Genomic DNA, 21,499 nt, shown 5'->3' with positions numbered 1-21,499 from the left:
CAGAAAGCCCGCTAACGCGGGCTTTTTGCTGTCTGGGGTATTAAATACCCTCAACAAAGCGGCCTGCGGGCCAATGCCGATCAGTTAAGCGATTGGCTCGACTGTAGGAGCGAGCTTGCTCGCGAAAAACGTCAACGATAACGCGTACTGCCTGGTTTGACGCGCTGTGCTGGAGTTCTTCGCGAGCAATCGAGCGTCGACCGGCCGCTCCTACAAAAAGCCTTAACTGATCGGCATTAGCCTGCGGGCCGCTTTTTTCGTTTGTGGCTCACTGCTCGGCATTGCGACTGTGCCGATAGTCGCTGACCGCTTCGTACACCGCCTTGCGCAGACGGTTGATACCGCCGATGGGGCGGTGCGCCTCCAGGCCGAACCAGGGGTTGAAGGACAGGTTGTCGCATTGCAGGTTCTGCTGCGGGGTATCGAAGTCCTGGGCGGGAATCCTGATTCGCGCCACGGTTTCGAAGGGCGCATCGCTTTCTCGCCATTCGATGCTGGTGTCTTCGATGGGCATGTAGTGGCTTGGGTCCTGGCGCTGCACCTGCAATACCAAGCAGGCCGGCACGCGATCGGTCGATAGCTGCTGGTTCAGGGCGTTGCGCAGAAAGTTGGGCTGGGCCTGGTTCTGTGGGGGCAGGTCGTACGCCGGGCAGCTGTCCGGATCCGGTGCGACGCGGAACTTGGCGTTGGCACTGCCGAACTTGTAGGGCGAGACCGAAAAATAGCGGGTTTGCGTCGGGCTGGCCGGGGGCGGCGACAGGGTGGCCAGGGCGATGAACAGATGCCGAACCTGCCAGGTACGTGGATCCCAGCCGGGGAAAAAGGCCCCGACCTTTTTTCCGTCTGCCTGCGCGGCGACATTCTGCTTGTACTCGGCGACATCGCTGACGAAGAAACTCGGATGGTTGAACATCACGAAATCCTGCTCGCCACGGCCCTGCTGCTCCTTCAATAACTGGGGGCCGGGCACATTCAGCAACTTGATCGCCATCCCGCGTGCGTCACGAATGCTGTCGAACTGCGGATAAGCATTGCCGTTGGACAGCCGCACCATGGCTTGCCAGGTCTTGCCGGGTTCGGCGAACACGCCCTGGCGCAACGACGGCGCCAGTTGCTCGAGCACCTGGACCTCGGCTTTTACGCAGCCATGGGCCTTGGCGTGGGCGTCGCGCAGGTAACGGGTGTTATCCCGGTGCTGATCGACGATGCGCACGGCGGTCTGGATGATGTCCCGGGTCATGGCGGCTTCGCCGGGCGGGACCTGCTCTTCGGTCGAGACCGGTCCCTGGTAGCGCCAGATGGACCAGGCGCTGCTCAGCGCCCAGCCGAGCAACGCGATCAGCACCAGCAGCACAAGCGTCTTGAGCAGCAGCGCACCCATGCGCAGCCATAAGGTGATCAGCATGAGCCCGTCCTTTGAATGAGGGTGTGGGTCATGGCAGTTGCGCCTCCAGCGGCCCGCCCAGCACTTTCAGGTATTCCAGCAGCGCCCAGCGTTCCTCGGGTTGCAGCAGGCGACCGATTACCCCGTCGCCACGCTTGCCCGAGCGGAACTCATGCCCACCGTTGTGATTGCCGCTGATCCGCGTATCGAACAGGAAGCCGTTCTTGAACGACTCGGTGCGGTAGCCCAGGTGCTTTGGATCGTATTCGAAGGTGCCTTTATAGAAGGTGCTGGCGCGTTCGGCCTGAGGCGAGAGCAACTGGTACAGGCTGGGCACCGAACCGTTATGCAGGAAGGGCGGGGTAGCCCATACCCCAGCCAGCGGCCGGGCCTTGTAGGCACGCAGTTCGCGAACGCCGATCGGCAGGCCGTAGCCGTCGAGCCGTGGCCGCTCGGCCGGGGTCACCTGGGTGTCCCGGTAAGCACGCTCCTCGACGAAGGCCGTGACATAGGCCAGGCCCTTGGCCACGGACAGCTGGTGCATGTCCAGCGGCTCGCCAGGTGTTGGGTGCAGCTCGACATTCGATTGTGCCAGTTCGGCGGCATCCCATTGCAGCGCGCTCAGGTCATAACGCTGGTCGGCAATATTGTTGGCAGTATTGGGGTCGGTGCCGATTACCGCGACCGGCAGCATCTTCAGTTGCTGCACCGGACGTCCGTTGACCTCGGTGACCGGCGGGACATGGCAGCCCGCACAGTTTTCCGCGAACAGCGCTCGGCCCTTGGCGGCCAGTGGCTTGTCGATGCTGCCGAACAGGCCTTCCGGCCAGGTCGGAGGTTTCAGTCGTTGCAGGGTTTCTTCGATGCGATTGAGATCGCGCACCCGAACGCTCGACGGGTACCGGGCATCGCCTTTGAGCGGCTGGCCCTGGGGATCGAAGAAGTTCAGGGTGGCGCCGACACCCAGCGCCTCGCCGATATTGCGGGCCATGGGTTGCTGGGCCGAGCCGTTCCACTGCACCCAGTCGAAGGTCCAGATGTCCCACAGTTGGGGATAATCCACCGGCGCGTTGGCCACCCGGTAGTTGTCGGGGGAGATGGCGTCGCCGAAGCTGGCGTTGGCGATCCGGCCAAAGGCATCGGTGCGCCCGGGGCCCTCTTCGGTAGGGTAGAGGCCACGGTGGGTGTCGTTCCAGGCGACGCGCAGGAAGGTGTCCAGCGACGCCTTGAAGTCCTTGCGCAGCTGTTCATGCTCGGCGTCGTAGTCCTGGCCCAGCACGTTGCGGGCGAACCGCTCGAATTTCCACGGGTTGTAATAGGTCGACGCCAGGCTGGCGACCAGTGCCTGGCCGAAGCTGCCGCCGCGCAGGGTGGGCACGCTGGAGGGCAGTACATGCTGTGCCGAGCCACCGTCGATCCGCAGGGCCTGCTGGTTGTAGCGCAGCTCACCGGTATGGCAGGCGGCGCAGGTGATGTCCAGGTACTGCTGTGGACTGCCAGGGTTCCGGTGGCGGGTGAAACCGACCGGCAGGTTCGCCGGGTTATCGGCGCTGGCCTGCTGCGCCGGGTCCACCAGGAAGCCGAAGCGGGCCAGGTACTGCGGCGCGGCGAAGCGCTGCGTGGAGAAGGGCAGTTCCAGGGCGGCGAACCACTCATAGCGCAGGCCCTTCACCTGGGTACCCTGGGGCGTGAAGTAATAGGTCTGGCGGTCGGCGGCGCTCCACTGATCCTGATAGTGCACCTGCCGGGCGGGCACATAGTCGGGCAATTTCGGATTGGCCACGTAATACAGGACCGCGGCCAGGGCGACGCCGATCAGGGCGAGGATCAGGAGCAGAGCACGGGATAAGAGGCGCAAGATAAACATCCTTGTCGAGTTGTGGCTCTCTTATGCCTCAGGGCAAACTGCCGGGCAAGTGGCCATTACGTCCGGTTGTCATTACTTTGCGTTCGAAGTGTTCTTTTCCATGTTCGTTGTAATGGCTGGCGAAATGCTTTTAAACACGTGAACTTATCGGACTAATCCGGCTCTCATGCCGGTAGCCATTGGTCGTGGCCGCCTGATAAGCTCGCGGCTTTACTCGAATGCCCTTTAGGCGCATGAACAAGGAAATAGCATGAAACAGCATCGGTTAGCGGCGGCGGTAGCCCTGGTTAGCCTGGTACTCGCGGGTTGTGACTCGCAGACCAGCGTGGAGCTGAAAACCCCGGCGCAGAAAGCTTCCTATGGTATCGGCCTGAACATGGGCAAAAGCCTTGCCCAGGAAGGTATGGATGACCTGGATTCCAAAGCGGTAGCCCAGGGCATCGAAGATGCCATCGGCAAGAAAGAACAGAAGCTGAAAGACGACGAACTGGTCGAAGCCTTCGCCGCGCTGCAAAAGCGTGCTGAAGAGCGCATGGCCAAGATCAGCGAAGAGTCGGCAGCAGCCGGCAAGAAATTCCTCGAAGAAAACGGCAAGAAGGCTGGCGTGACCACTACCGCCTCGGGCCTGCAGTACGAAGTGCTGAAGAAGGCCGATGGCGCCCAGCCTAAGCCGACCGACGTGGTGACCGTTCACTACACCGGCACCCTGACTAACGGTACTGTGTTCGACAGCTCGGTCGAGCGCGGCAGCCCGATCGATCTGCCGGTCAGCGGCGTGATTCCGGGCTGGGTCGAAGGCTTGCAACTGATGCACGTCGGCGAGAAGTACAAACTGTACATCCCGAGCGATCTGGCCTACGGCGCACAGAGCCCGAGCCCGGCCATTCCGGCCAACTCGGTGCTGGTGTTCGAGCTGGAACTGCTGGGTATCAAGGATCCAGCGAAACAAGACGACGCCAAGTAATCTTCGTCTGGTTCAATGACAACGCCCCGTCCTTACGGGGCGTTGTCGTATCTGGTCGTTGGTCCGGGAAAAAATGCGAACCCACGACATAAGGCATAGTCTTAACAGGACGTGCTGCGGCTAGCCGCATGAGGCTGCCAAGTCAATGAAATTATGGGTTTTTTTATGTGAGTAAAAAACGCCCGATCTGAGCCGAGCCCTTGTAAAACGGGGCTTTCAGCTGTGAAAAGCGGCTCTGTTCACAAGGTTATCCACAATTTGTGTGGATAACATTTCAGTGGGAGTGACGATGAAAGCACCCTGGAATTTTGCCCGCTTCCTGCCCCTGGCCGGCCGTTTGCTCAGCCGTGGCCGGCTGCCGACCCTGTTGTTCGCCGTGGCCAGCAAAGGCGCCTTGCAAGGCGGTCGTCTCGGCAAGCTCAAGGACGATCTGCGCCTGCTGCAGGCCCTGTGCCTGGCTTACTGGCGTGGCGAGTACCGCGCCATCAGCCCCAAGGCGCTGCTATCGGTGGTCGCGGGCCTGATGTACTTTCTCAGTCCGCTGGACGCCATTCCGGACTTCCTGCCCATGTTCGGCATGCTCGACGACATCGCCGTGCTGGCCTGGATCATGAAAACCCTGGATGGCGAACTCAGCGCCTTTCGCGCCTGGCGCAATCGCCAGCAACCGGAGAAGCTGGCGGTGGTGGAGCGTTTGCCCGACACCCCGGAACAGCTGCAATTGGAAGGTCCGAAGAAAAACTGAGGTGAATTCGGATCCATACAACGATGCCCCCGCGACCTTAGTGACTGTTAGGATTACACTTCATAAGGAAAAGTCCGACTCGTTATGTGTCGTCCTACGGGGTAGTAATGGATATTCAGATAATTGCACGCGATGGCGAGCCCGAGTATGCGGTTTTGCCATGGGCTCAGTATCAGGCTTTGCTAAAGGCCACAGGTATCACCGATCAATCTCCGCGAGAGGCCAGGGGACCTGTCGCGACCGCAGCCGACCAGGCGCTTCCGGGTCTGGATCAACTCCGCAGTTTGCGTGAAACCAAGGGCATCGCCATCGAGGCGCTTGCCCGTACGGTAGGTATCAGTCCGTCATATCTGGCCATGATTGAAAGCGGTGAGCGTCAACCGGACGCCGCTATACGCCGTAGCCTGGCCTGGGAATTGACGGTTCCGGGTTGGAGGGATGAATCGTGAGCGTAAGGATCAGTCGTCAACATTGGGATGGCCTGTTGGGGGAACTCGACCAGGCCCGTCGGCAACGCCATCTTTTGACCTATCGCGCTCTGCTTGAGCGCTTGCAGCTACCCAGCCCCGCCATGCAGACCCTGACAGCGGCCCTTGAGCATCTGGCCGCGCTGGATGCGCGTGCGGAGCAGCCGCTGCGCAGTTCGCTGGTGATCAGCCAGGGGGCGAGCCGTTTGCCCCGCACCGGTTTTTTCGAGTGTGTGGAGCGCCTCGGGCGTTTTTCCGGGCCTTCCGACGGGGTCGCGGCCGCTTCATGGCATGCCTCGGAAGTGGTGCGTGTATTCGAGTACGAATACCCTGAGTCGGCGGAAGCCTGAGTGTACTGGCGCCTCAAGGCGCGGGCTGGCTACTGGCTGGCCCGCCGATTGTTTCATTGGTCCTGGTTTGTACGTCAGCCCCGGGGCTGGCGCTGGCTTGAGGGGCAACTGGCGCGCATGGCGAACCTGGGGGACGTCGGGGCGCAGAGCTTTTATGGCCATATCCTGACCTTTCGTGGCCAGGGCCTGGGGGCTCGCGAAGAAGGCATACGCCTGTTGCGTCTTGCCGGGTTGGCCGGGGACGCCAAGGCGGCCTATCAGATGGGCGTCATCAGCCTGGCCGGTTCGCCCAGCAAGGCCGCGGATGCGGCGCAAGCCGCCCGTTGGTGGACGCTGGCGGCGGAAGCCGGGCACCCCTTGGCCGAGGTCAAGCTGGCGCAGTTGAATCAGTCGAGTACAGCGGATCCGCAGGCCGGTCCGCGTCAGCCGTAAAGCCGCCGGCCACCTGGCGGCTGTCGATCACATGAATGCTGTAGCCCGGCACATTCTTGGCATGGTGCTTGGCTTGTGAGGCCAGCTCGGCCAGTTGGCTGGCATCGAGTTGTCCACAGGCCTGTGGATACAGATGCACCACGCCAATGGACAGTGACAGCAAGGCAAACTCTTGGCGAATGCCCTGGCGGTTGGGGGCGATGAAGCAGCCGGCTTCCAGGTGTTCGCTACGATAAAAGCGCCGACACTGGCTGTGGAAGTCGTCCAGCACCTGGTTCAGGCGCCTTTGCCAGTCCTCGGGGCCCAATACCAGGAGAAAATCGTCGCCGCCGATATGGCCGACGAAATCGCGGCTGGGGTCCACCCGGTCATTCAGGCACTGCGCCAGACACAGCAGCACTTCATCGCCACGGCCGTAGCCATAGATATCGTTGAAGGGCTTGAAGCTGTCGATATCCACGTAACAGATCAGCGATTCCCGCCCTTGTTGCAGCAGGTGGGTCAAGCACTGCTGGATCGGCACGTTGCCAGGCAGCAGGGTCAACGGGTTGGCATAGCGCGCCTGTTGGATTTTCAGCTCGGTAATCAGCTTGAGCACATCGATCACCCGCCCCAGGCCCAGGTAGCTGCCGTTGAGGGTGATGATGAAGTCCTCTTCGATTCGTTGCCGGGCGCGGCTGGTGATCAGGCGGCTGACCTGTTGCAGCGACTGGCTGAGCTCCACCGCCAGGAAGTCGTCGTTCATCAGGCGGCTGATGGGCTTGCGGGCAAACAGGTCGGTGGCAAAGGGCTTGAGCAGGGCGTCGGACAGCGAATGGCGGTGCACGATGCCGCAGGGCTGGCCCTGTTCATCGAGCACTGCCAGCGAGTTGAGGTTGGCCTGGCGACGGAAGGCTTCCAGCACCGTGGCCGTCGGTAGGTTGCGCGCTACCGCCGGTTGTTCGTTGAGCAGGGCATTGAGGTCGCTGCCTTCGTCGTTGAGCGTCGCGGGGGGGCTTTCGCGCTTGGGCAGCAGATTGCGGCCATCGCGGGGCGGATGCTCCTGGGGGCGGCAGAGCAGGTAACCCTGCAGCAGGTCCACGCCCATTTCCGTGAGCACCTCCAGCTCTTGCGCCACTTCGATGCCTTCGGCGATCACCTGGGCGCGGGAGGCCTTGGCAATTTGCAGGATCGAACCGACAAACTCGCGCTTGAGGGCATCCTGATGAATGCCGTCGATAAAGTGCCGGTCGATCTTCACGTAGTCCGGGCGCAGTTCGGACCACAGGCGCAGGCTCGAATAACCGGCGCCGAGGTCGTCCAGGGCAATCGAGAACCCCATGTCCCGATAGTGATGCAGCGCATCGTGCAGCAGCTGGAAGTCATCGATCGGCGTCTGTTCGGTGAGTTCGATCACCACCTGGCCTGGCGGGATACCGAAGTCCTGCAGTAATTGCAGGGTGCGGCCGGGCTGGTGGGCAGCCTCCAGCAGCGATTCCGGAGAAACGTTGAGAAACAGCTTGCCGGGCAACCGCTGCTCGCTGAAGCCCTTGCAGGCGCTCTGGCGGCAGGCGATTTCCAGCTCGCTGAGGCGCCCGACCTGGCGGGCCACGGCAAACAGGGCGACAGGGGAGTGCAGCGGGTTGTTGGACGGGCCGCGGGTCAAGGCTTCATAGCCGAGAATGCGCCGTTCGGAGAGACAGATGATTGGCTGGAACAGACTGTGCAAACCGCTTTGAGCCAGGATTGAGCTCAAGGCACTCAGCTGTTCGGTCGTGGTCATGGCGATCTCTGTCGATAAAAAAAGGACCGGGCGTGCCCTTGATTCAAGAGCAGCGCCCAGTCCTTTATTTCACGACAGAATGATGACTGTTTGATGACGCTCCGAGGGGCGCCAGTATTAAATTGCCATCATCTCAGTGCTTGGCTACCGCAGTGTTGAGCTTCAGGTAATCGAGGAGAATTCGCCCGGTTTCGCTCAGGTAAGCGTCGTCTTCCGGCTTGGTCTTGTCCGGATCGGCGGCTGCGATGGTGTCTTCGTCTTCTTTCTTCAGCTCCTTGAGCGGCTCTTCACCCTTGGCCTTGCGGCGGATGTTTTCCAGCGTCAGTTGCTTGGCTTCGATGTCGGCGTGTTGTGCCCGACGTTCGGCTTCGTTGAGGCTGACGGTTTTCTCCGCCATCAGCTTCTTGGCCAGGGCCAGTTTGTCGCGGATGAAGACGAACTCGGCGTCCTTGGCCGAGCGCACGTCATGCTCGGATTTCAGTTGCGTGAGGAATGGCTTAAACGGATCCACCGCTGGCTTGATGGCCGGACGAATGGTGTCCCACGGCATGGCCTCGGGCAGGGCGCTTTCGCCGATTTCCTTGGTGTCGATGATCGACGGGTAATCGATGTCCGGCAGCACGCCCTGATGCTGGGTGCTCTGCCCGGAAACCCGGTAGAACTTGGCCAGGGTCAGTTTCAACTCGCCGTGGTTGAGCGGCTGGATGGTCTGCACGGTGCCTTTGCCGAAGGTCTGGCCACCGATGATCAACGCGCGGTGATAATCCTGCATCGCACCGGCGAAAATCTCCGAGGCCGAGGCCGAGAGACGGTTGACCAGCAACGCCATCGGCCCTTTGTAGAAGGCGCCAGGGTTTTCATCTTCGAGCACGTCGACCCGGCCGTCGGCGTTACGCACCAGCACGGTAGGGCCCTTGTCGATGAACAGGCTGGTCAGCTCGGTGGCCTCCTGCAGGGAGCCACCACCGTTGTTGCGCAGGTCGATGACCACGCCGTCGACCTTGTCTTTCTGCAACTCGGTCAGCAGCTTCTTCACATCACGGGTGGTGCTCTTGTAGTCCGGATCGCCGGCACGGAAGGCCTTGAAGTCCAGGTAGAAGGCCGGGATCTCGATCACCCCGAGTTTGTAGTCCTTGCCGTCCTGCTTGAGGTTGAGGATCGACTTCTTCGCCGCCTGCTCCTCCAGCTTCACCGCTTCGCGGGTGATGGAGACGATCTTGCTGGTCTGGTCGTTCGGCGCGTTGCTCGCCGGGATGATTTCCAGGCGCACCACCGAACCTTTCGGACCGCGGATCAGCTTGACCACTTCGTCCAGGCGCCAGCCGACCACGTCGACCATTTCCTTGTCGCCCTGGGCCACGCCGATGATCTTGTCCGCCGGGGCCACCTGCTTGGTCTTGTCCGCCGGGCCGGCCGGCACCAGGCGTACGACCTTGACCTGGTCGTTGTCGCTCTGCAGCACGGCGCCGATGCCTTCCAGCGACAGGCTCATGTTGATGTCGAAGTTCTCCGCGTTATCCGGCGACAGATAGTTGGTATGCGGGTCGTAGGACATGGCGAAGGTGTTGATGTACGCCTGGAAGATATCTTCGGCGCGGGTCTGGTCCAGGCGAGCGAGCTGATTCTTGTAGCGCTTGGTCAGCGTTTCCTGAATCTGCTTGGGTTCCTTGCCAGCGATCTTCATGCGCAGGACTTCGTCCTTGACGCGCTTGCGCCACAGGTCGTCGAGTTCCGCGGTGGTCTTGAGCCAAGGCGCATCCTTGCGATCGATCAGCAAGGATTCCTTGGTGGTGAAGTCGAATTTGTCGACGCCTTTGCCCAGCTCGGCCAGGGCAAAGTCCAGGCGCGCCTTGACGCGGTCCAGGTAGCGCTTGTAGATGATGAAGCCGGCGTTCAGGTCACCGCTTTTCAGGAAGTCGTCGAACTGGGTTTTCCATTTGTCGAATTCCGCGATGTCGCTGGCCATGAAGTAGCTGCGCGACGGGTCCAGCAGCTTCAGGTAGCTGTCATAGATGATCGCCGAGCGTGCGTCGTCCAGCGGTGGCTTGCTGTAGTGATGACGCTTGAGCAGCTCGACGACATTGAGGCTGGCAATTACCTCGTCGCGATCCGGCTGAAGTTTGTCCCAGCTATTGGCTGCGAACGTATTGGTCGACATCGGCAGCAGACCGAGACCAATGAAAAGAGCGAGGGCGGTGCTGGGGAACAAATGCTTCATGCTGATTCGACGCGGGGGCAATTGATAACGCATATTAGGCCGTCTTTGAAGTCGCCGGTTCCACAAGGGCCGGTCGCATAATGCAAAAAGCCCGGTGCTACAGCTCCGGGCTCAGTCCAGACTCACTATGGAGGCACTGTGAAAGCATTGCAAGGCGTTGAAGGTCATGTGGAGTGGGTTGAAGAGCCAAGTCCGACGTGCGACGTAGGACAAGTGCGAATCCGCGTGGCGGCCGCGGGGCTGAACCGGGCCGACCTGTTGCAACGGGCCGGACTCTATCCGCCGCCAGCGGGCGCCAGCAAGGTGTTGGGCCTGGAATGCTCGGGCGTGATCAGCGAGGTCGGCCCGGGCTCTGCGTGGCAGGTCGGCGATCGGGTCTGCGCGCTGCTGGCTGGGGGCGGCATGGCCGAGGAAGTGGTGGTCGATGCCCGTCATGTCCTGCCGGTGCCGGAAGGGCTGTCCCTGGCGGAAGCGGCGGCGCTGCCCGAGGTATACAGCACCGCCTGGCTGAACCTGTTCCAGCTGGCGGCCCTCAAGCCAGGGGAAAAGGTCTTGCTGCACGCTGGCGCCAGTGGTGTCGGTTCGGCCGCGATCCAGTTGTGCAAGGCGTTTGGCAACCCGTGCTGGGTCAGCGTCGGTTCCGCCGATCGCCTGGCCTACTGTGAAGCGCTGGGTGCCCAGGGCGGCGTGGTGCGCACCGATGGCCTGGAAGGGCTGCGGGATTTCGGGCCGTACGATGTGATCCTGGATCCGGTCGGCGCCAACTATGCGGCGCACAACGTCAAGCTGCTGGCCCTGGACGGGCGCTGGGTGCTGATTGGGCTGATGGGCGGGCGCGAAGCCCAGCTGGACCTGGCGCAGATCCTCGGCAAGCGCATCCAGTTGCTGGGTTCGACCCTGCGCAGCCGCGACGAGCAGTTCAAGGCCGATCTGTTCAGCGACCTCAGCCAGCATGTCTGGCCGCTGTTCGCCGAAGGGCGCTTGAGCCCGCAACTGGCCATGACCTTCCCGATCAAGGACGCCGAGGCGGCCTTTGCCGAGCTGGCGACCAACCAGGTGTCGGGCAAGCTGGTGCTGGTGATCGACGAGACGTTGGTGTGATGTTTTAGATCGCTATCGCGAGCAAGCTCGCTTGTATGTCCTAAGGTAGGCCTGTCGGGGTGGAGGGACTTAACTCGCTTCTGCAAGCCAGACGGTAGGAGATTTCCCCCACTCTCGCGTTCACCACAAGCGCCGATAAGGAATCCATCGGCTTGAGCACCACCTCAAGACCGACCATATCTACAAGCCTGCGCCAAACGTGAGTCCCCGACAGGTCGTTTTATCTTGTCTGCAGGAGCGTCTCATGACAATACAAACCCCCATCATCGGCATCGATGTCGCCAAGGAAAACCTGAGCCTGTATCGCCTCGATACGCAGCAAAGCGCTACGTTGGCCAACGATCGACGCGCGATCGTGACCTGGTTGAAAACATTGCCCGCAGACTGTGCCGTGGCCATCGAGGCCACCAGCACTTACCACGTCCTGCTGGCGGATCTGGCTTACCAATGTGGGCACAGGATCTATGTCATCGATGGCTACCGCCTGAGCAACTACCGCAAGGGGATCGGTGGCCGCGCCAAAACCGACCAGAGCGATGCCCGCTTGCTGGCGCGTTACCTGGCCCATGAGCAGAACCAGTTGCATCCCTGGAACCCCGCCTGCAAGGCTTATCGGCGCCTGCAACTGCTGCTGCGCCGGCGCGCCACGCTGGTCCGCAGCGCCACCGCCTTGCGCCTGAGTTTTGCTCAAGACCGGCAGATGGCCCGGGAGCTGAAACCGGTACTGGAGCGCATCAAACGCCTGGAACGGCGGCTTAACGAGCAAGTGCACAAGGCGTTGCAGGAGGCGGGCCTGGCTGAGCAGGCCAAGCGTTGCCAGGCGATCGAAGGCATCGGCCCGCTCACCGCTGCGGCCCTCAACCTGGCGTTCCTGCGAGGATCTTTCCGCAACAGCGATGCGTTCATCGCCTTCCTGGGCCTGGATGTGCGGGTCAAGGAATCCGGGCGCTACAGCGGTCGGCGCAAACTGAGCAAGCAAGGCGACTCGGAGATCCGTCGCCTGCTCCACAACGCCGCCATGGCGGCAAGCAGGACCGCCGCCTGGCAACAGCGTTACCAGCAATACCTGCAACGCGGCCTGAAACGAACAGAAGCGCTGGTCATCCTCGCCCGCAAGTTGGCCCGTATCGCTTTCGCCCTGATGAAGACCCAACAACCGTATCGACCGGCGGTTGATACGGTTGGGTAGACATAGAATCTCCTACAGGGAGCGAGCCTGCTTACGATCAGATCCTCCAGCCAGTGTTTACTTCCACTGGTGAATCGGCCAGCCGGCCTTTTCCGCGTGTTCGCGCAGTACCGGGTCGGGGTTGACCGCGTGCGGGTAGTCGACCTTCAGCAGCAACGGCAAATCGTTACGCGAATCGGAATAAAAGCTCGCGCCTTCGAGGTTTTCCTCTTCGGCATCCAACCATTCCAGCAGGCGGGTGACCTTGCCTTCGCGGTAGGTCAGGGTGCCCAGGGTATTGCCGCTGTAGACGCCGTGCAGCACCTCCAGCTCGATCCCCAGGACTTCATCGATGCCCAGGCGTTCGGCAATGGGCTGGACCAGATGGGTGCCCGAGGCCGAGATCACCAGGATCCGGTCGCCGGCCTTGCGGTGTGCGGCGATGGCCTTGCAGGCGTCGCTGAAAATGATCGGCTCGATCACGTCCTCGACCCAGGGGCCGACCAGGTGCCTGACTTCTTCCGGGGTACGGCCGGCCATCGGCTCCAGGCTGAAGGCCATGAACTCTTCCATGGCCAGCTTGCCATGGCTGTAGGCGTCCATCAGTTCATTGTTGCGGCGCATGAAAGACTCACTGTCGACCCAGCCCAGGCGCCCCATCTGTTCGCTCCAGAGGGTGGCGCAGTCGCCGTGGATCAGGGTCTCGTCCAGATCAAAAATTGCCAGGGCCATTAGTACCGCTCTCTCTTAATCGTCTGCGTCAAAGTCATCAGGCTACCTCACAGAGGGCCGTGGGATCGATGGAAAGTGCCAGGCGTTGCCCGTCGGGGTGCAGGTCCTCCGGCGAGCGGTTCAATACATCCACCACCAGCTCCACGCCACGGGCCTCGACCCGGTAGCGGATCACGTTGCCCAGCAGGCTGTGGCTGCGGATCTGCGCGTCGGGTTCGCCGTCCTTGCGCAGTTCGATGGCTTCGGGGCGTATCGCGATACGTCCGTTGATCGGCCGCTGCAGCAGCTTGCTGGCGCTTTCGGCGTCCAGCAGGTTGTAGTTGCCGATGAAGCCTGCGGCGAACACATCCACTGGTGCGGTGTAGAGCGTCTCGGCGTCACCGCTCTGGACGATCCTGCCCTGGTTCATCAGGAAGATGCGGTCGGACATGGTCAGGGCTTCTTCCTGGTCGTGAGTGACGAAAATCGTGGTCAGCCCCAGTTCACGCTGGATCTGCCGGATCTGCTCGCGCAGGTGCTTGCGGATCCGTGCGTCCAGCGCCGACAGCGGCTCGTCCAGCAACAGCAGGCGCGGACGGGGCACCAACGAGCGGGCCAGGGCCACACGCTGGCATTGGCCTCCGGACAGTTGGTGGGGATAACGGCTGGCGAAGTCGTGCAACTCCACCAGGCGCAGGACTTCGAGCACGCGCCTGTGGCTCTCGTCGGCGTTGACCTTCTGCATGCGCAGGCCGAAGGCCACGTTCTGTTCCACGGTCATGTTGGGGAACAGCGCATAGCTCTGGAACACCATGCCGATCCCGCGTTTCTGTGGGCTCAGGGGCACGATGTCGCGGCCGTCGAGGAGGATCTTGCCGGCGTCCACCGGGGTCAGGCCGGCGATACAGCGCAGCAGGGTGGACTTGCCGCAGCCGGAGGGGCCGAGCAGGGTGACGAATTCGCCCTTGTGGATTTCGCAGTTGATGTCGCTGAACACCGGGGTGCCACTGTAATTTTTCTGCAGGTGTTGGACGCTGACGAAGCTCATTGGCTGTTGTCCTTGTTCAAGATGTTGGCGGCCCAGGTCAGAACCAGCACAAAGAAGAAGTAGGAAATCACCAGCGCGCTGGTGAAGTGGCCGCTGCTGTTGCGCATGTTGTTCAGGTAGACCTGCAGGGTTTCATAGCGGGTACCCACCAGGATGTTGGCGAACACGAACTCGCCGAACAGGAACGAGAACGACAGCAACAGGGCTACCATCAGGCCCTTGCGCAGGTTCGGCAGCACCACCAGGAAGGCCGCCTGCCAGGTGCTGGCGCCCAGCAACTGGGCGGCGTCCATCAGGTCGCGCAGGTTGATCGCCTGCAGGTTGTTGGTGATCGCCCGGTACATGAAGGGCAGGGCCACGGTGAAGTAGCAGCCGACGAGAATCCACGGCGTGCCGACCATGGCGAACGGCCCTGAACCGTAGAGTTGCAGCAGGCCCACCGAGGACACCACCGGCGGCACCGCAAATGGCAGCAGGATCAGGATGTTCATCAGCGCATCGAGCCGTGGGAAGTGGTAGTGCACCACGAACAGCAGCGGCAGGATCAGCACCACCGACAGGATCAGGGCCCCGACGCAGACCAGCAGCGACTGGCCGAAGGCGTGCAGGAAGCGTGGGTCGCTCCACAGCTGGATGTACCACTTGAAGGTAAAGCCGCTGGGCAGGATGGTCGCCGACCAGCTGCTGGCGATGGAGTAGATCAGGGTCCCGGCCAGCGGCAGCAGGAGGATGGCGAACAGCAGGTACACCACGACCCGGTGATAGAGGGCGGCGGAGCCGGGTTCAGCGCGAGACATGGTAGCTCCTCTTCAACAGCAGCTGATGGACGATGGTCACCAGGGTCATCAGCGTCACCAGGACCACGGCCAGGGCGCTGGCCATGTTCGGGTCCAGGGAGATGTCGCCGGAAACCATGGCGGCGATGCGGATCGGTAGCACGTTGAAGTTGCCGGTGGTCAGCGCATAGACCGTGGCATAGGCGCCCAGGGCGTTGGCCAGCAGGATGACGAAGGTCCCCAGCAGCGCCGGGGTCAGCACCGGCAGGCCGATATGGCGCCAGAACTGCCAGCCACTGGCACCGAGCAATGCCGCGGACTCGCGCCAGTCTTCGCGCAGGGCGTCGAAGGCCGGGTAGAGCAGCAGCACGCCCAGGGGGATCTGGAAGTAGGTGTAGAGGATGATCAGGCCGGTCTTGGAGTACAGGTTGAAGTCCTGAATGATCCCCGCCTGCTTGAGCATGATGGTGATGCTGCCGTTGAAGCCGAGCAGGATGATGAAGGCGAACGCCAGGGGCACGCCGGCGAAGTTGCTGGTCATGTTGGCGAAGGCGTTGACGAAGTTGCGCAGCTTCGAGTCGACCCGGCGCAGCGAGTAGCTGCCGAGGATCGCGATGACGATGCCGAATACGCTCGACCAGAAGCTGATCTCCAGGCTGTACTGGATGGCCTGCAGATAGAACTTCGAGCTGAAGATCTTGTTGAAGTTGGCCAGGCCCCAGCCGAATTCTTCCGATTGCAGGCTGTTGACCAGCACCCAGAGCAACGGGGCGATCTGGAACACGATGAAGAACAGGGCAAAAGGCAGCAGGCACAGGATCGCCAGCCATTGGCCACGGGTGAATGCATTCACTTCAGCAACTCCCGGCATACAGGTTTGTCGTGGGGCGCGCCGAGCAATTCGCAGATGGTGCCGCACAGCTCGGTCTGATCCGGCGTGGCGACGGGACTGAAGCTGAACGCATCGCCGAGGACGAACAGCGGCACTTCCCGCTCCTCGGGCAACAGGCCGTTGTGGGAGCGGTCGTTGTTCATGCCGTGGTCGGCCGTCACCAGCACCTGGTAGCCGGCGTCGAGCCAGCCCTGCAGGTAGTCGGCGAGGAGGATGTCGGCCGCGCGTGCGCTGTTGCGGTATTGCGGGCTGTCGAGGCCGTGCTTGTGCCCGGAGTCGTCGATGTTCATCGGGTGCACCAGCAGAAAGTTCGGCGCATGGCGCAGCCGCAGGTGCTCGGCATCGGCGAACAGGTGGGAATCGGGGTAGTGGTCGTTCCAGTAGAAATGCCCGTGCTGGATCGGCAGCTTCTTGTTGTCGGTATGCCGGTCCCGGGCCGGGTTGAACGGTGAGCGGTTGTACAGCTCGCTGATCCAGTGATAGGCCGCGGCGGCGGTGCTGAGCCCGGCGGCGCTGGCATAGTGGAAAATGCTGCGCTGGTTGGACAGGCGCGAGACGTTGTTGTGCACGATGCCGCTGTCCAGCGGTGGCACCCCGGTCAGGATGCATTCGTAGAGCGGTCGGGACAGGGCCGGCAGTTCACATTCCAGCTTGTACAGCGCGGCGCGTCCTGCGCCGACGTAGGCCTGAAGGTGTCCCATGGCATGGCGGGCGACCTCGTGGTTGAGGCCGTCGAGCACGACAAGGATGACGTTGTGTGACATGGGGGAGGACTCCGCAAGGCAACCAGGTGCCTGTAGGAGCGAGCTTGCTCGCGAGTGCCCCTGCGTTCCGGGACAGACCGCGGCGCCTGGATCGCGAGCAAGCTTGCTCCTACAGATGCAGCATTACTGCATGTTGATGATCACTTCTTCCTGCCATTTCTGTGGCAGGCCCTTGGAGGTCTTCTCCCAGGCATCGGCGTCCTTGATCGGCGTGACTTTCTTGTACTGCTCGTTGGGCAGCAGGTTGGCCTGGACTTCGGCGGGCAGGGTCAGGTGCTCGGCGCGGATCGGGCGGGCATTGCCACGCGCCAGGTTGATCTGTCCGGCATCGCTGAAGATGTATTCACGGGTCAGCTTGGCCGCGTTCGGGTGCTTGGCGTACTTGTTGATGATGGTGGTGTAGCCGGAGATCACCGAGCCGTCCGACGGGATCAGCACGATGTAGTCGTCCTTGTTGACCATCTTGTTGCGGTAGCTCAGGCCGTTGAAGTCCCAGACCACACCGACTTCCACTTCACCCTTTTCCATGGTGGCGATGGTCGGGTTGGCCAGCGACAGGCGTCCTTGCTTGGCGATCTCGGCGAACATCAGCAGCGCCGGCTGGATGTTCTTTTCATCGCCGCCCTTGGCGATGGCCGCGGCCAGCACGCCGTTGGCGGCCTGGGCGGCGGTGCTCACGTCACCGATGGAGACCTTGTATTTGCCTTTCTCCAGGTCGGCCCAGCTTTTCGGCGCTTCGGAACCGTGCAGCAGCTTCTTGTTGATGATGAAGGCGATGGTGCCGGTATAGGCCAGCGCCCAGTTGCCGTCCTTGTCCTTGGCCCAGTCCGGGACCTGGTCCCAGGTGCTTGGCTTGTAAGGCTGGACCACGCCCTGCTTGACCGCGATCGGGCCGAAGGCCGCGCCCACGTCGCCGATGTCGGCGCTGGCGTTGTCTTTCTCGGCGGCGAATTTGGCGATTTCCTGGGCCGAACTCATGTCGGTGTCGATGTGCTTGAGGCCGTAGTGCTTGGCCAGGTCTTCCCAGGTCCCTTTCCAGTTGGCCCAGTCGTCGGGCATGCCGACGCTATTGACGGCGCCTTCGGCTTTCGCCGCGGCTTCCAGGGTCTTCAAGTCGGTATCAGCGGCCATGGCGGTGGTGCACAGGGCGATGGTCGAGCCTAACAGTGATGCCAGGAAAAGCTGTTTCATCCGAAGCTCCTTTGGGCGTGTTCAACGCTGGGTTTGTCTAACGTTGTTGGTCTAGGTCAGCAATACCTGAGCCAATTTAAGCCGGCTGGATGACACTTTAATGTCGGCATCAGTCCTGCAAGGCATTCGCGGGCGGCAGGTGCGGGGCTGCGAGATAAGCGTAGACCAAGGCTAAACGGCTGATATGAAAGGACTTGGCCAGCCAATTGCAGGCGTCTGGCACAGCCATTGGGCGGCTTTGTCATCTGTCAGTCATATGCATTGCCTAGGCTCTCGGTGAAGGCTGAGTGCCTTTTTTCCAGGCACGTTTTGCCCTGAAACAGTGCTGGTCTAGTCCAGATAGGTAACGTTGATGCGCGAAGAGGCAGTCAAGGCGGTGACAGCCATTGGGCAGGTCCTGCAGGAACAGATCGATCACGGGTTGTTGGCGCCCGGTAGCAAGCTGCCGGCCGAGCGCAAGCTCAGCGAGTTGTTCGGTACGACCCGGATTACCGTGCGCGAAGCCTTGTTGCAGCTGGAGGCCCAGGGCCAGATCTATCGCGAGGAGCGACGCGGCTGGTTCGTCTCGCCACCGCGGCTGGCCTACAACTTGATGCAGCGCAGCCACTTTCACGCGATGGTCAGCGCCCAGGGGCGGGTGCCGTCGACCGAGATGATCTCGGCGCGCCTGCAACCGGCTTCAGCGGCGGTCTGTGCCTGGTTGCAACTGCCGGCGCTGTCCAGCGTGATCCAGATCCGTCGGGTACGGCGTATCGACGAGCGCCTGGTGCTGTATGTGGAGCACTACCTCAATCCACAGTACTTTCCGGGCATCCTTGACTTCGACCTGAACCAGTCGATCACCGAGCTGTACGCGCGGCACTACGACCTGCATTACGGCCGGGTGCGCTTCGAGATCGTGCCGACTTCCTTGCCGGTGGACGCCGCGGCGGCGCTGAAGGTGTCGGCGGGCAGTCCGGGGCTGCGGATCGCCCGGGTCAATTACGACCAGCACCAGCGCCTGATCGACTGCGACCTGGAGTTCTGGCGCCACGATGCGATCCATGTCGGCGTCGACGTCGTTTGAGTGCCTGCGCCCCTTGTAGGAGATTCTATGTCTACCCAACCGTATCAACCGCCGGTCGATACGGTTGTTGGGTCTTCATCAGGGCGAAAGCGATACGGGCCAACTTGCGGGCGAGGATGACCAGCGCTTCTGTTCGTTTCAGGCCGCGTTGCAGGTATTGCTGGTAACGCTGTTGCCAGGCGGCGGTCCTGCTTGCCGCCATGGCGGCGTTGTGGAGCAGGCGACGGATCTCCGAGTCGCCTTGCTTGCTCAGTTTGCGCCGACCGCTGTAGCGCCCGGATTCCTTGACCCGCACATCCAGGCCCAGGAAGGCGATGAACGCATCGCTGTTGCGGAAAGATCCTCGCAGGAACGCCAGGTTGAGGGCCGCAGCGGTGAGCGGGCCGATGCCTTCGATCGCCTGGCAACGCTTGGCCTGCTCAGCCAGGCCCGCCTCCTGCAACGCCTTGTGCACTTGCTCGTTAAGCCGCCGTTCCAGGCGTTTGATGCGCTCCAGTACCGGTTTCAGCTCCCGGGCCATCTGCCGGTCTTGAGCAAAACTCAGGCGCAAGGCGGTGGCGCTGCGGACCAGCGTGGCGCGCCGGCGCAGCAGCAGTTGCAGGCGCCGATAAGCCTTGCAGGCGGGGTTCCAGGGATGCAACTGGTTCTGCTCATGGGCCAGGTAACGCGCCAGCAAGCGGGCATCGCTCTGGTCGGTTTTGGCGCGGCCACCGATCCCCTTGCGGTAGTTGCTCAGGCGGTAGCCATCGATGACATAGATCCTGTGCCCACATTGGTAAGCCAGATCCGCCAGCAGGACGTGGTAAGTGCTGGTGGCCTCGATGGCCACGGCACAGTCTGCGGGCAATGTTTTCAACCAGGTCACGATCGCGCGTCGATCGTTGGCCAACGTAGCGCTTTGCTGCGTATCGAGGCGATACAGGCTCAGGTTTTCCTTGGCGACATCGATGCCGATGATGGGGGTTTGTATTGTCATGAGACGCTCCTGCAGACAAGATAAAACGACCTGTCGGGGACTCACGTTTGGCGCAGGCTTGTAGATATGGTCGGTCTTGAGGTGGTGCTCAAGCCGATGGATTCCTTATCGGCGCTTGTGGTGAACGCGAGAGTGGGGGAAATCTCCTACCGTCTGGCTTGCAGAAGCGAGTTAAGTCCCTCCACCCCGACAGGCCTACCTTAGGACATACAAGCGAGCTTGCTCGCGATAGCGTCTGAAAGGGCGCCTCAATCCTGCCGATCGGCCCCGGCAAACAGATAATCGGTGGTCAATGACGCCAGGGTGCGCACGCCCACCAGCAGCGCCGACTCATCGACAAAGAACCCCGGGTTGTGGTTCGGCGCGGCCTTGGCCATGTCCTGGTCCCGCGGCGTCACGCCGAGAAACACGAACAACCCCGGCACCTCCTTGGCATAGAAGGAGAAGTCTTCCGCGCCCCCCACCAACGGGCCCTGCACCACATCGTCCTTGGCCGCCCAGCGCAGGCTCGGTAGCATTTTCTCGGTCAGGGCCGGGTCGTTGATGGTCGGGTCGTATTTCTCGATGATGCTCACCTCGGCCTTGGCGCCACCGCTTTCGGCGATCTTTTCCACGGTCTGGCGCACATCGCTGTGCAGCTTCTGGCGGATGCCATAGTCGTAGGAGCGGATGGTGCCGGTCATGTCCAGCGACTCGGGGATGATGTTGTAGCGCGTGCCACCGTTGATGGTGCCGATGCTGACCACCGAGGGGAACGACGAGATATCGGTGCGGCGGCTGACCACGGTTTGCAGCCCGACGACAGTCTGGGCGCCGATCGTGATCGGGTCGATGCCGTCCCAGGGGCGGCCGGCGTGGGTCTGCTTGCCGAGGATCCTGATGCGCAGGTCGTCGGAGCTGGCCAGGGTCGGGCCGGGACGATAGGCGATGCGCCCGGCCGCAATCCCGGCCCAGACATGCAGGCCGAACACCGCGTCCGGCTTGGGCGATTGCATCACACCTTCCTGCACCATCATCTTCGCGCCCCAGGTGTTCTTGCCGTCGGGGACGAAATCGCTCGGGCCTTCTTCGGCGGGCTGGAAATAGAACACCACGGTGCCGGGCAGGCGCTCACGCATGTCGCTGAGGATTTTCGCCGTGCTCAGCAGGATGGCAGTGTGGGCGTCATGGCCGCAGGCGTGCATGACGTCCACTTCCTTGTCCAGGTAGCGACCCTTGGCCTTGGAGGCGAACGGCAGGTCCGCGATTTCCTTGACCGGCAGCGCGTCCATGTCGGCGCGCAGGGCCACGGTCGGACCGGGCAGGGCGCCCTTGAGCACCGCCACCACGCCGGTGCGGGCGACGCCGGTCTTGACCTCCAGGCCCAGGGCGCGCAGTTGCGTGGCCACCAGTTCGGCGGTGCGGTGTTCGGTGTTGCCGAGTTCCGGGTGGGCGTGGATATCGCGCCGGGTTTCCAGCAGCGCCGGCTCCAGGGCCTTGGCCTGTTCGGCAATGTGCTGGCGGGCCTGTTCCATGGCGCTGGCGTCGACAGCGTTGGCGGCCTGGCTGGACAAGGCCAGGACGCCGATCAGGCAGGCTTGGGCGATCGCGGATAGCTGCATAGGGACTCTCTCCATG

General features: G+C 62.2%; 20 protein-coding genes. 8 read left to right on the top strand and 12 right to left on the bottom strand.

Translation table 11 applies throughout. The features are described 5' to 3' along the window. Positions 1 to 268: 268 nt before the first annotated feature. Positions 269 to 1,405, bottom strand: a complete 1,137-nt coding sequence (locus IF690_RS21515; protein WP_202697299.1) for a catalase family protein — start codon at positions 1,403 to 1,405, stop codon at positions 269 to 271. 28 nt (positions 1,406 to 1,433) lie between these two features. After that, the gene (locus IF690_RS21510; RefSeq protein WP_202697298.1) at positions 1,434 to 3,242 is read right to left on the bottom strand and encodes a di-heme-cytochrome C peroxidase; all 1,809 of its coding nucleotides are present in this window, start codon (positions 3,240 to 3,242) and stop codon (positions 1,434 to 1,436) included. Positions 3,243 to 3,501: 259 nt separating this feature from the next. Between IF690_RS21510 and bamJ the strand changes: the two genes are divergently transcribed. From bamJ to IF690_RS21485, 5 genes are all read left to right on the top strand, one after another. Then, positions 3,502 to 4,215 carry a BamJ family beta-barrel-assembly machinery protein gene (bamJ, locus tag IF690_RS21505; RefSeq protein WP_007927823.1) on the top strand — a complete coding sequence of 238 codons (714 nt, stop codon included), beginning with the start codon at positions 3,502 to 3,504 and terminating at the stop codon, positions 4,213 to 4,215. A 289-nt stretch (positions 4,216 to 4,504) separates the two neighbouring features. Then, positions 4,505 to 4,960: a YkvA family protein gene (locus IF690_RS21500; RefSeq protein WP_007927824.1), complete on the top strand. Its 456-nt coding sequence runs from the start codon at positions 4,505 to 4,507 to the stop codon at positions 4,958 to 4,960. Between the two features lie 107 nt (positions 4,961 to 5,067). Further along, positions 5,068 to 5,409 (top strand): helix-turn-helix domain-containing protein, encoded by a 342-nt coding sequence (locus IF690_RS21495; protein ID WP_202697297.1) that lies wholly within the window; start codon positions 5,068 to 5,070, stop codon positions 5,407 to 5,409. Beyond that, positions 5,406 to 5,777: a hypothetical protein gene (locus IF690_RS21490; RefSeq protein WP_003179080.1), complete on the top strand. Its 372-nt coding sequence runs from the start codon at positions 5,406 to 5,408 to the stop codon at positions 5,775 to 5,777. The genes IF690_RS21495 and IF690_RS21490 overlap by 4 nt, the downstream gene beginning before the upstream one ends. After that, complete coding sequence (locus tag IF690_RS21485; protein ID WP_202697296.1) at positions 5,778 to 6,209, top strand: SEL1-like repeat protein; 432 nt, start codon at positions 5,778 to 5,780, stop codon at positions 6,207 to 6,209. On the opposite strand, the gene IF690_RS21480 is transcribed toward IF690_RS21485, so the two are convergent. Both IF690_RS21480 and IF690_RS21475 read right to left on the bottom strand, forming a co-directional pair. Then, the gene (locus IF690_RS21480; protein WP_202697295.1) at positions 6,145 to 7,971 is read right to left on the bottom strand and encodes a bifunctional diguanylate cyclase/phosphodiesterase; all 1,827 of its coding nucleotides are present in this window, start codon (positions 7,969 to 7,971) and stop codon (positions 6,145 to 6,147) included. The two genes, IF690_RS21485 and IF690_RS21480, sit on opposite strands and share 65 nt — an antisense overlap. Positions 7,972 to 8,104: 133 nt before the next feature. Next, positions 8,105 to 10,189 (bottom strand): carboxy terminal-processing peptidase, encoded by a 2,085-nt coding sequence (locus IF690_RS21475; RefSeq protein ID WP_202697294.1) that lies wholly within the window; start codon positions 10,187 to 10,189, stop codon positions 8,105 to 8,107. Between the two features lie 138 nt (positions 10,190 to 10,327). Here IF690_RS21475 and IF690_RS21470 point away from each other — a divergent pair, with 138 nt between their 5' ends. Together IF690_RS21470 and IF690_RS21465 are read left to right on the top strand one after the other, a co-directional pair. Then, complete coding sequence (locus IF690_RS21470) at positions 10,328 to 11,290, top strand: zinc-binding dehydrogenase (RefSeq protein ID WP_202697293.1); 963 nt, start codon at positions 10,328 to 10,330, stop codon at positions 11,288 to 11,290. Between the two features lie 244 nt (positions 11,291 to 11,534). Next, positions 11,535 to 12,479: an IS110 family transposase gene (locus IF690_RS21465; RefSeq protein ID WP_202697134.1), complete on the top strand. Its 945-nt coding sequence runs from the start codon at positions 11,535 to 11,537 to the stop codon at positions 12,477 to 12,479. Between the two features lie 57 nt (positions 12,480 to 12,536). Here IF690_RS21465 and IF690_RS21460 read toward each other — a convergent pair whose 3' ends face one another. From IF690_RS21460 to IF690_RS21435, 6 genes are all read right to left on the bottom strand, one after another. Beyond that, positions 12,537 to 13,190 carry an HAD family hydrolase gene (locus IF690_RS21460; RefSeq protein ID WP_202697292.1) on the bottom strand — a complete coding sequence of 218 codons (654 nt, stop codon included), beginning with the start codon at positions 13,188 to 13,190 and terminating at the stop codon, positions 12,537 to 12,539. Between the two features lie 37 nt (positions 13,191 to 13,227). Then, positions 13,228 to 14,217: an ABC transporter ATP-binding protein gene (locus IF690_RS21455; protein ID WP_202697291.1), complete on the bottom strand. Its 990-nt coding sequence runs from the start codon at positions 14,215 to 14,217 to the stop codon at positions 13,228 to 13,230. Continuing rightward, complete coding sequence (locus tag IF690_RS21450; protein WP_202697290.1) at positions 14,214 to 15,014, bottom strand: ABC transporter permease; 801 nt, start codon at positions 15,012 to 15,014, stop codon at positions 14,214 to 14,216. Before IF690_RS21450 ends, IF690_RS21455 begins: the two co-directional genes overlap by 4 nt. Continuing rightward, positions 15,001 to 15,864 (bottom strand): ABC transporter permease, encoded by an 864-nt coding sequence (locus IF690_RS21445; protein ID WP_202697289.1) that lies wholly within the window; start codon positions 15,862 to 15,864, stop codon positions 15,001 to 15,003. Before IF690_RS21445 ends, IF690_RS21450 begins: the two co-directional genes overlap by 14 nt. Then, complete coding sequence (locus tag IF690_RS21440) at positions 15,843 to 16,649, bottom strand: alkaline phosphatase family protein (RefSeq protein ID WP_202697288.1); 807 nt, start codon at positions 16,647 to 16,649, stop codon at positions 15,843 to 15,845. Before IF690_RS21440 ends, IF690_RS21445 begins: the two co-directional genes overlap by 22 nt. A gap of 123 nt (positions 16,650 to 16,772) precedes the next feature. Next, positions 16,773 to 17,840, bottom strand: a complete 1,068-nt coding sequence (locus IF690_RS21435; protein WP_202697287.1) for an ABC transporter substrate-binding protein — start codon at positions 17,838 to 17,840, stop codon at positions 16,773 to 16,775. A gap of 352 nt (positions 17,841 to 18,192) precedes the next feature. On the opposite strand from IF690_RS21435, the gene phnR reads away from it, so the two are divergent. Further along, positions 18,193 to 18,906 carry a phosphonate utilization transcriptional regulator PhnR gene (gene phnR / locus IF690_RS21430; RefSeq protein ID WP_202697286.1) on the top strand — a complete coding sequence of 238 codons (714 nt, stop codon included), beginning with the start codon at positions 18,193 to 18,195 and terminating at the stop codon, positions 18,904 to 18,906. Between the two features lie 31 nt (positions 18,907 to 18,937). On the opposite strand, the gene IF690_RS21425 is transcribed toward phnR, so the two are convergent. Further along, positions 18,938 to 19,882 (bottom strand): IS110 family transposase, encoded by a 945-nt coding sequence (locus tag IF690_RS21425; RefSeq protein ID WP_202697134.1) that lies wholly within the window; start codon positions 19,880 to 19,882, stop codon positions 18,938 to 18,940. Between the two features lie 248 nt (positions 19,883 to 20,130). Beyond that, on the bottom strand, positions 20,131 to 21,483 hold the full coding sequence (locus IF690_RS21420) for an amidohydrolase (RefSeq protein WP_202697285.1): 1,353 nt from the start codon (positions 21,481 to 21,483) through the stop codon (positions 20,131 to 20,133). Positions 21,484 to 21,499 lie beyond the last annotated feature (16 nt).

The sequence above is a fragment of the Pseudomonas sp. SK3(2021) genome (assembly GCF_016772375.1).
Taxonomy (GTDB): Bacteria; Pseudomonadota; Gammaproteobacteria; order Pseudomonadales; family Pseudomonadaceae; genus Aquipseudomonas; species Aquipseudomonas chlororaphis_I.
This window is presented reverse-complemented; position numbering and strand designations above follow the sequence as displayed.

Bases quoted from the DNA above. Each gene is read 5' to 3' on its own strand.
- IF690_RS21515 (WP_202697299.1), bottom strand. From the start codon at position 1,405: ATGCTGATCACCTTATGGCTGCGCATGGGTGCGCTGCTGCTCAAGACG.
- bamJ (WP_007927823.1), top strand. From the start codon at position 3,502: ATGAAACAGCATCGGTTAGCGGCGGCGGTAGCCCTGGTTAGCCTGGTA.
- IF690_RS21500 (WP_007927824.1), top strand. From the start codon at position 4,505: ATGAAAGCACCCTGGAATTTTGCCCGCTTCCTGCCCCTGGCCGGCCGT.
- IF690_RS21495 (WP_202697297.1), top strand. From the start codon at position 5,068: ATGGATATTCAGATAATTGCACGCGATGGCGAGCCCGAGTATGCGGTT.
- IF690_RS21480 (WP_202697295.1), bottom strand. From the start codon at position 7,971: ATGACCACGACCGAACAGCTGAGTGCCTTGAGCTCAATCCTGGCTCAA.
- IF690_RS21475 (WP_202697294.1), bottom strand. From the start codon at position 10,189: ATGAAGCATTTGTTCCCCAGCACCGCCCTCGCTCTTTTCATTGGTCTC.
- IF690_RS21465 (WP_202697134.1), top strand. From the start codon at position 11,535: ATGACAATACAAACCCCCATCATCGGCATCGATGTCGCCAAGGAAAAC.
- IF690_RS21460 (WP_202697292.1), bottom strand. From the start codon at position 13,190: ATGGCCCTGGCAATTTTTGATCTGGACGAGACCCTGATCCACGGCGAC.
- IF690_RS21455 (WP_202697291.1), bottom strand. From the start codon at position 14,217: ATGAGCTTCGTCAGCGTCCAACACCTGCAGAAAAATTACAGTGGCACC.
- IF690_RS21450 (WP_202697290.1), bottom strand. From the start codon at position 15,014: ATGTCTCGCGCTGAACCCGGCTCCGCCGCCCTCTATCACCGGGTCGTG.
- IF690_RS21445 (WP_202697289.1), bottom strand. From the start codon at position 15,864: ATGCCGGGAGTTGCTGAAGTGAATGCATTCACCCGTGGCCAATGGCTG.
- IF690_RS21440 (WP_202697288.1), bottom strand. From the start codon at position 16,649: ATGTCACACAACGTCATCCTTGTCGTGCTCGACGGCCTCAACCACGAG.
- IF690_RS21435 (WP_202697287.1), bottom strand. From the start codon at position 17,840: ATGAAACAGCTTTTCCTGGCATCACTGTTAGGCTCGACCATCGCCCTG.
- phnR (WP_202697286.1), top strand. From the start codon at position 18,193: ATGCGCGAAGAGGCAGTCAAGGCGGTGACAGCCATTGGGCAGGTCCTG.
- IF690_RS21425 (WP_202697134.1), bottom strand. From the start codon at position 19,882: ATGACAATACAAACCCCCATCATCGGCATCGATGTCGCCAAGGAAAAC.
- IF690_RS21420 (WP_202697285.1), bottom strand. From the start codon at position 21,483: ATGCAGCTATCCGCGATCGCCCAAGCCTGCCTGATCGGCGTCCTGGCC.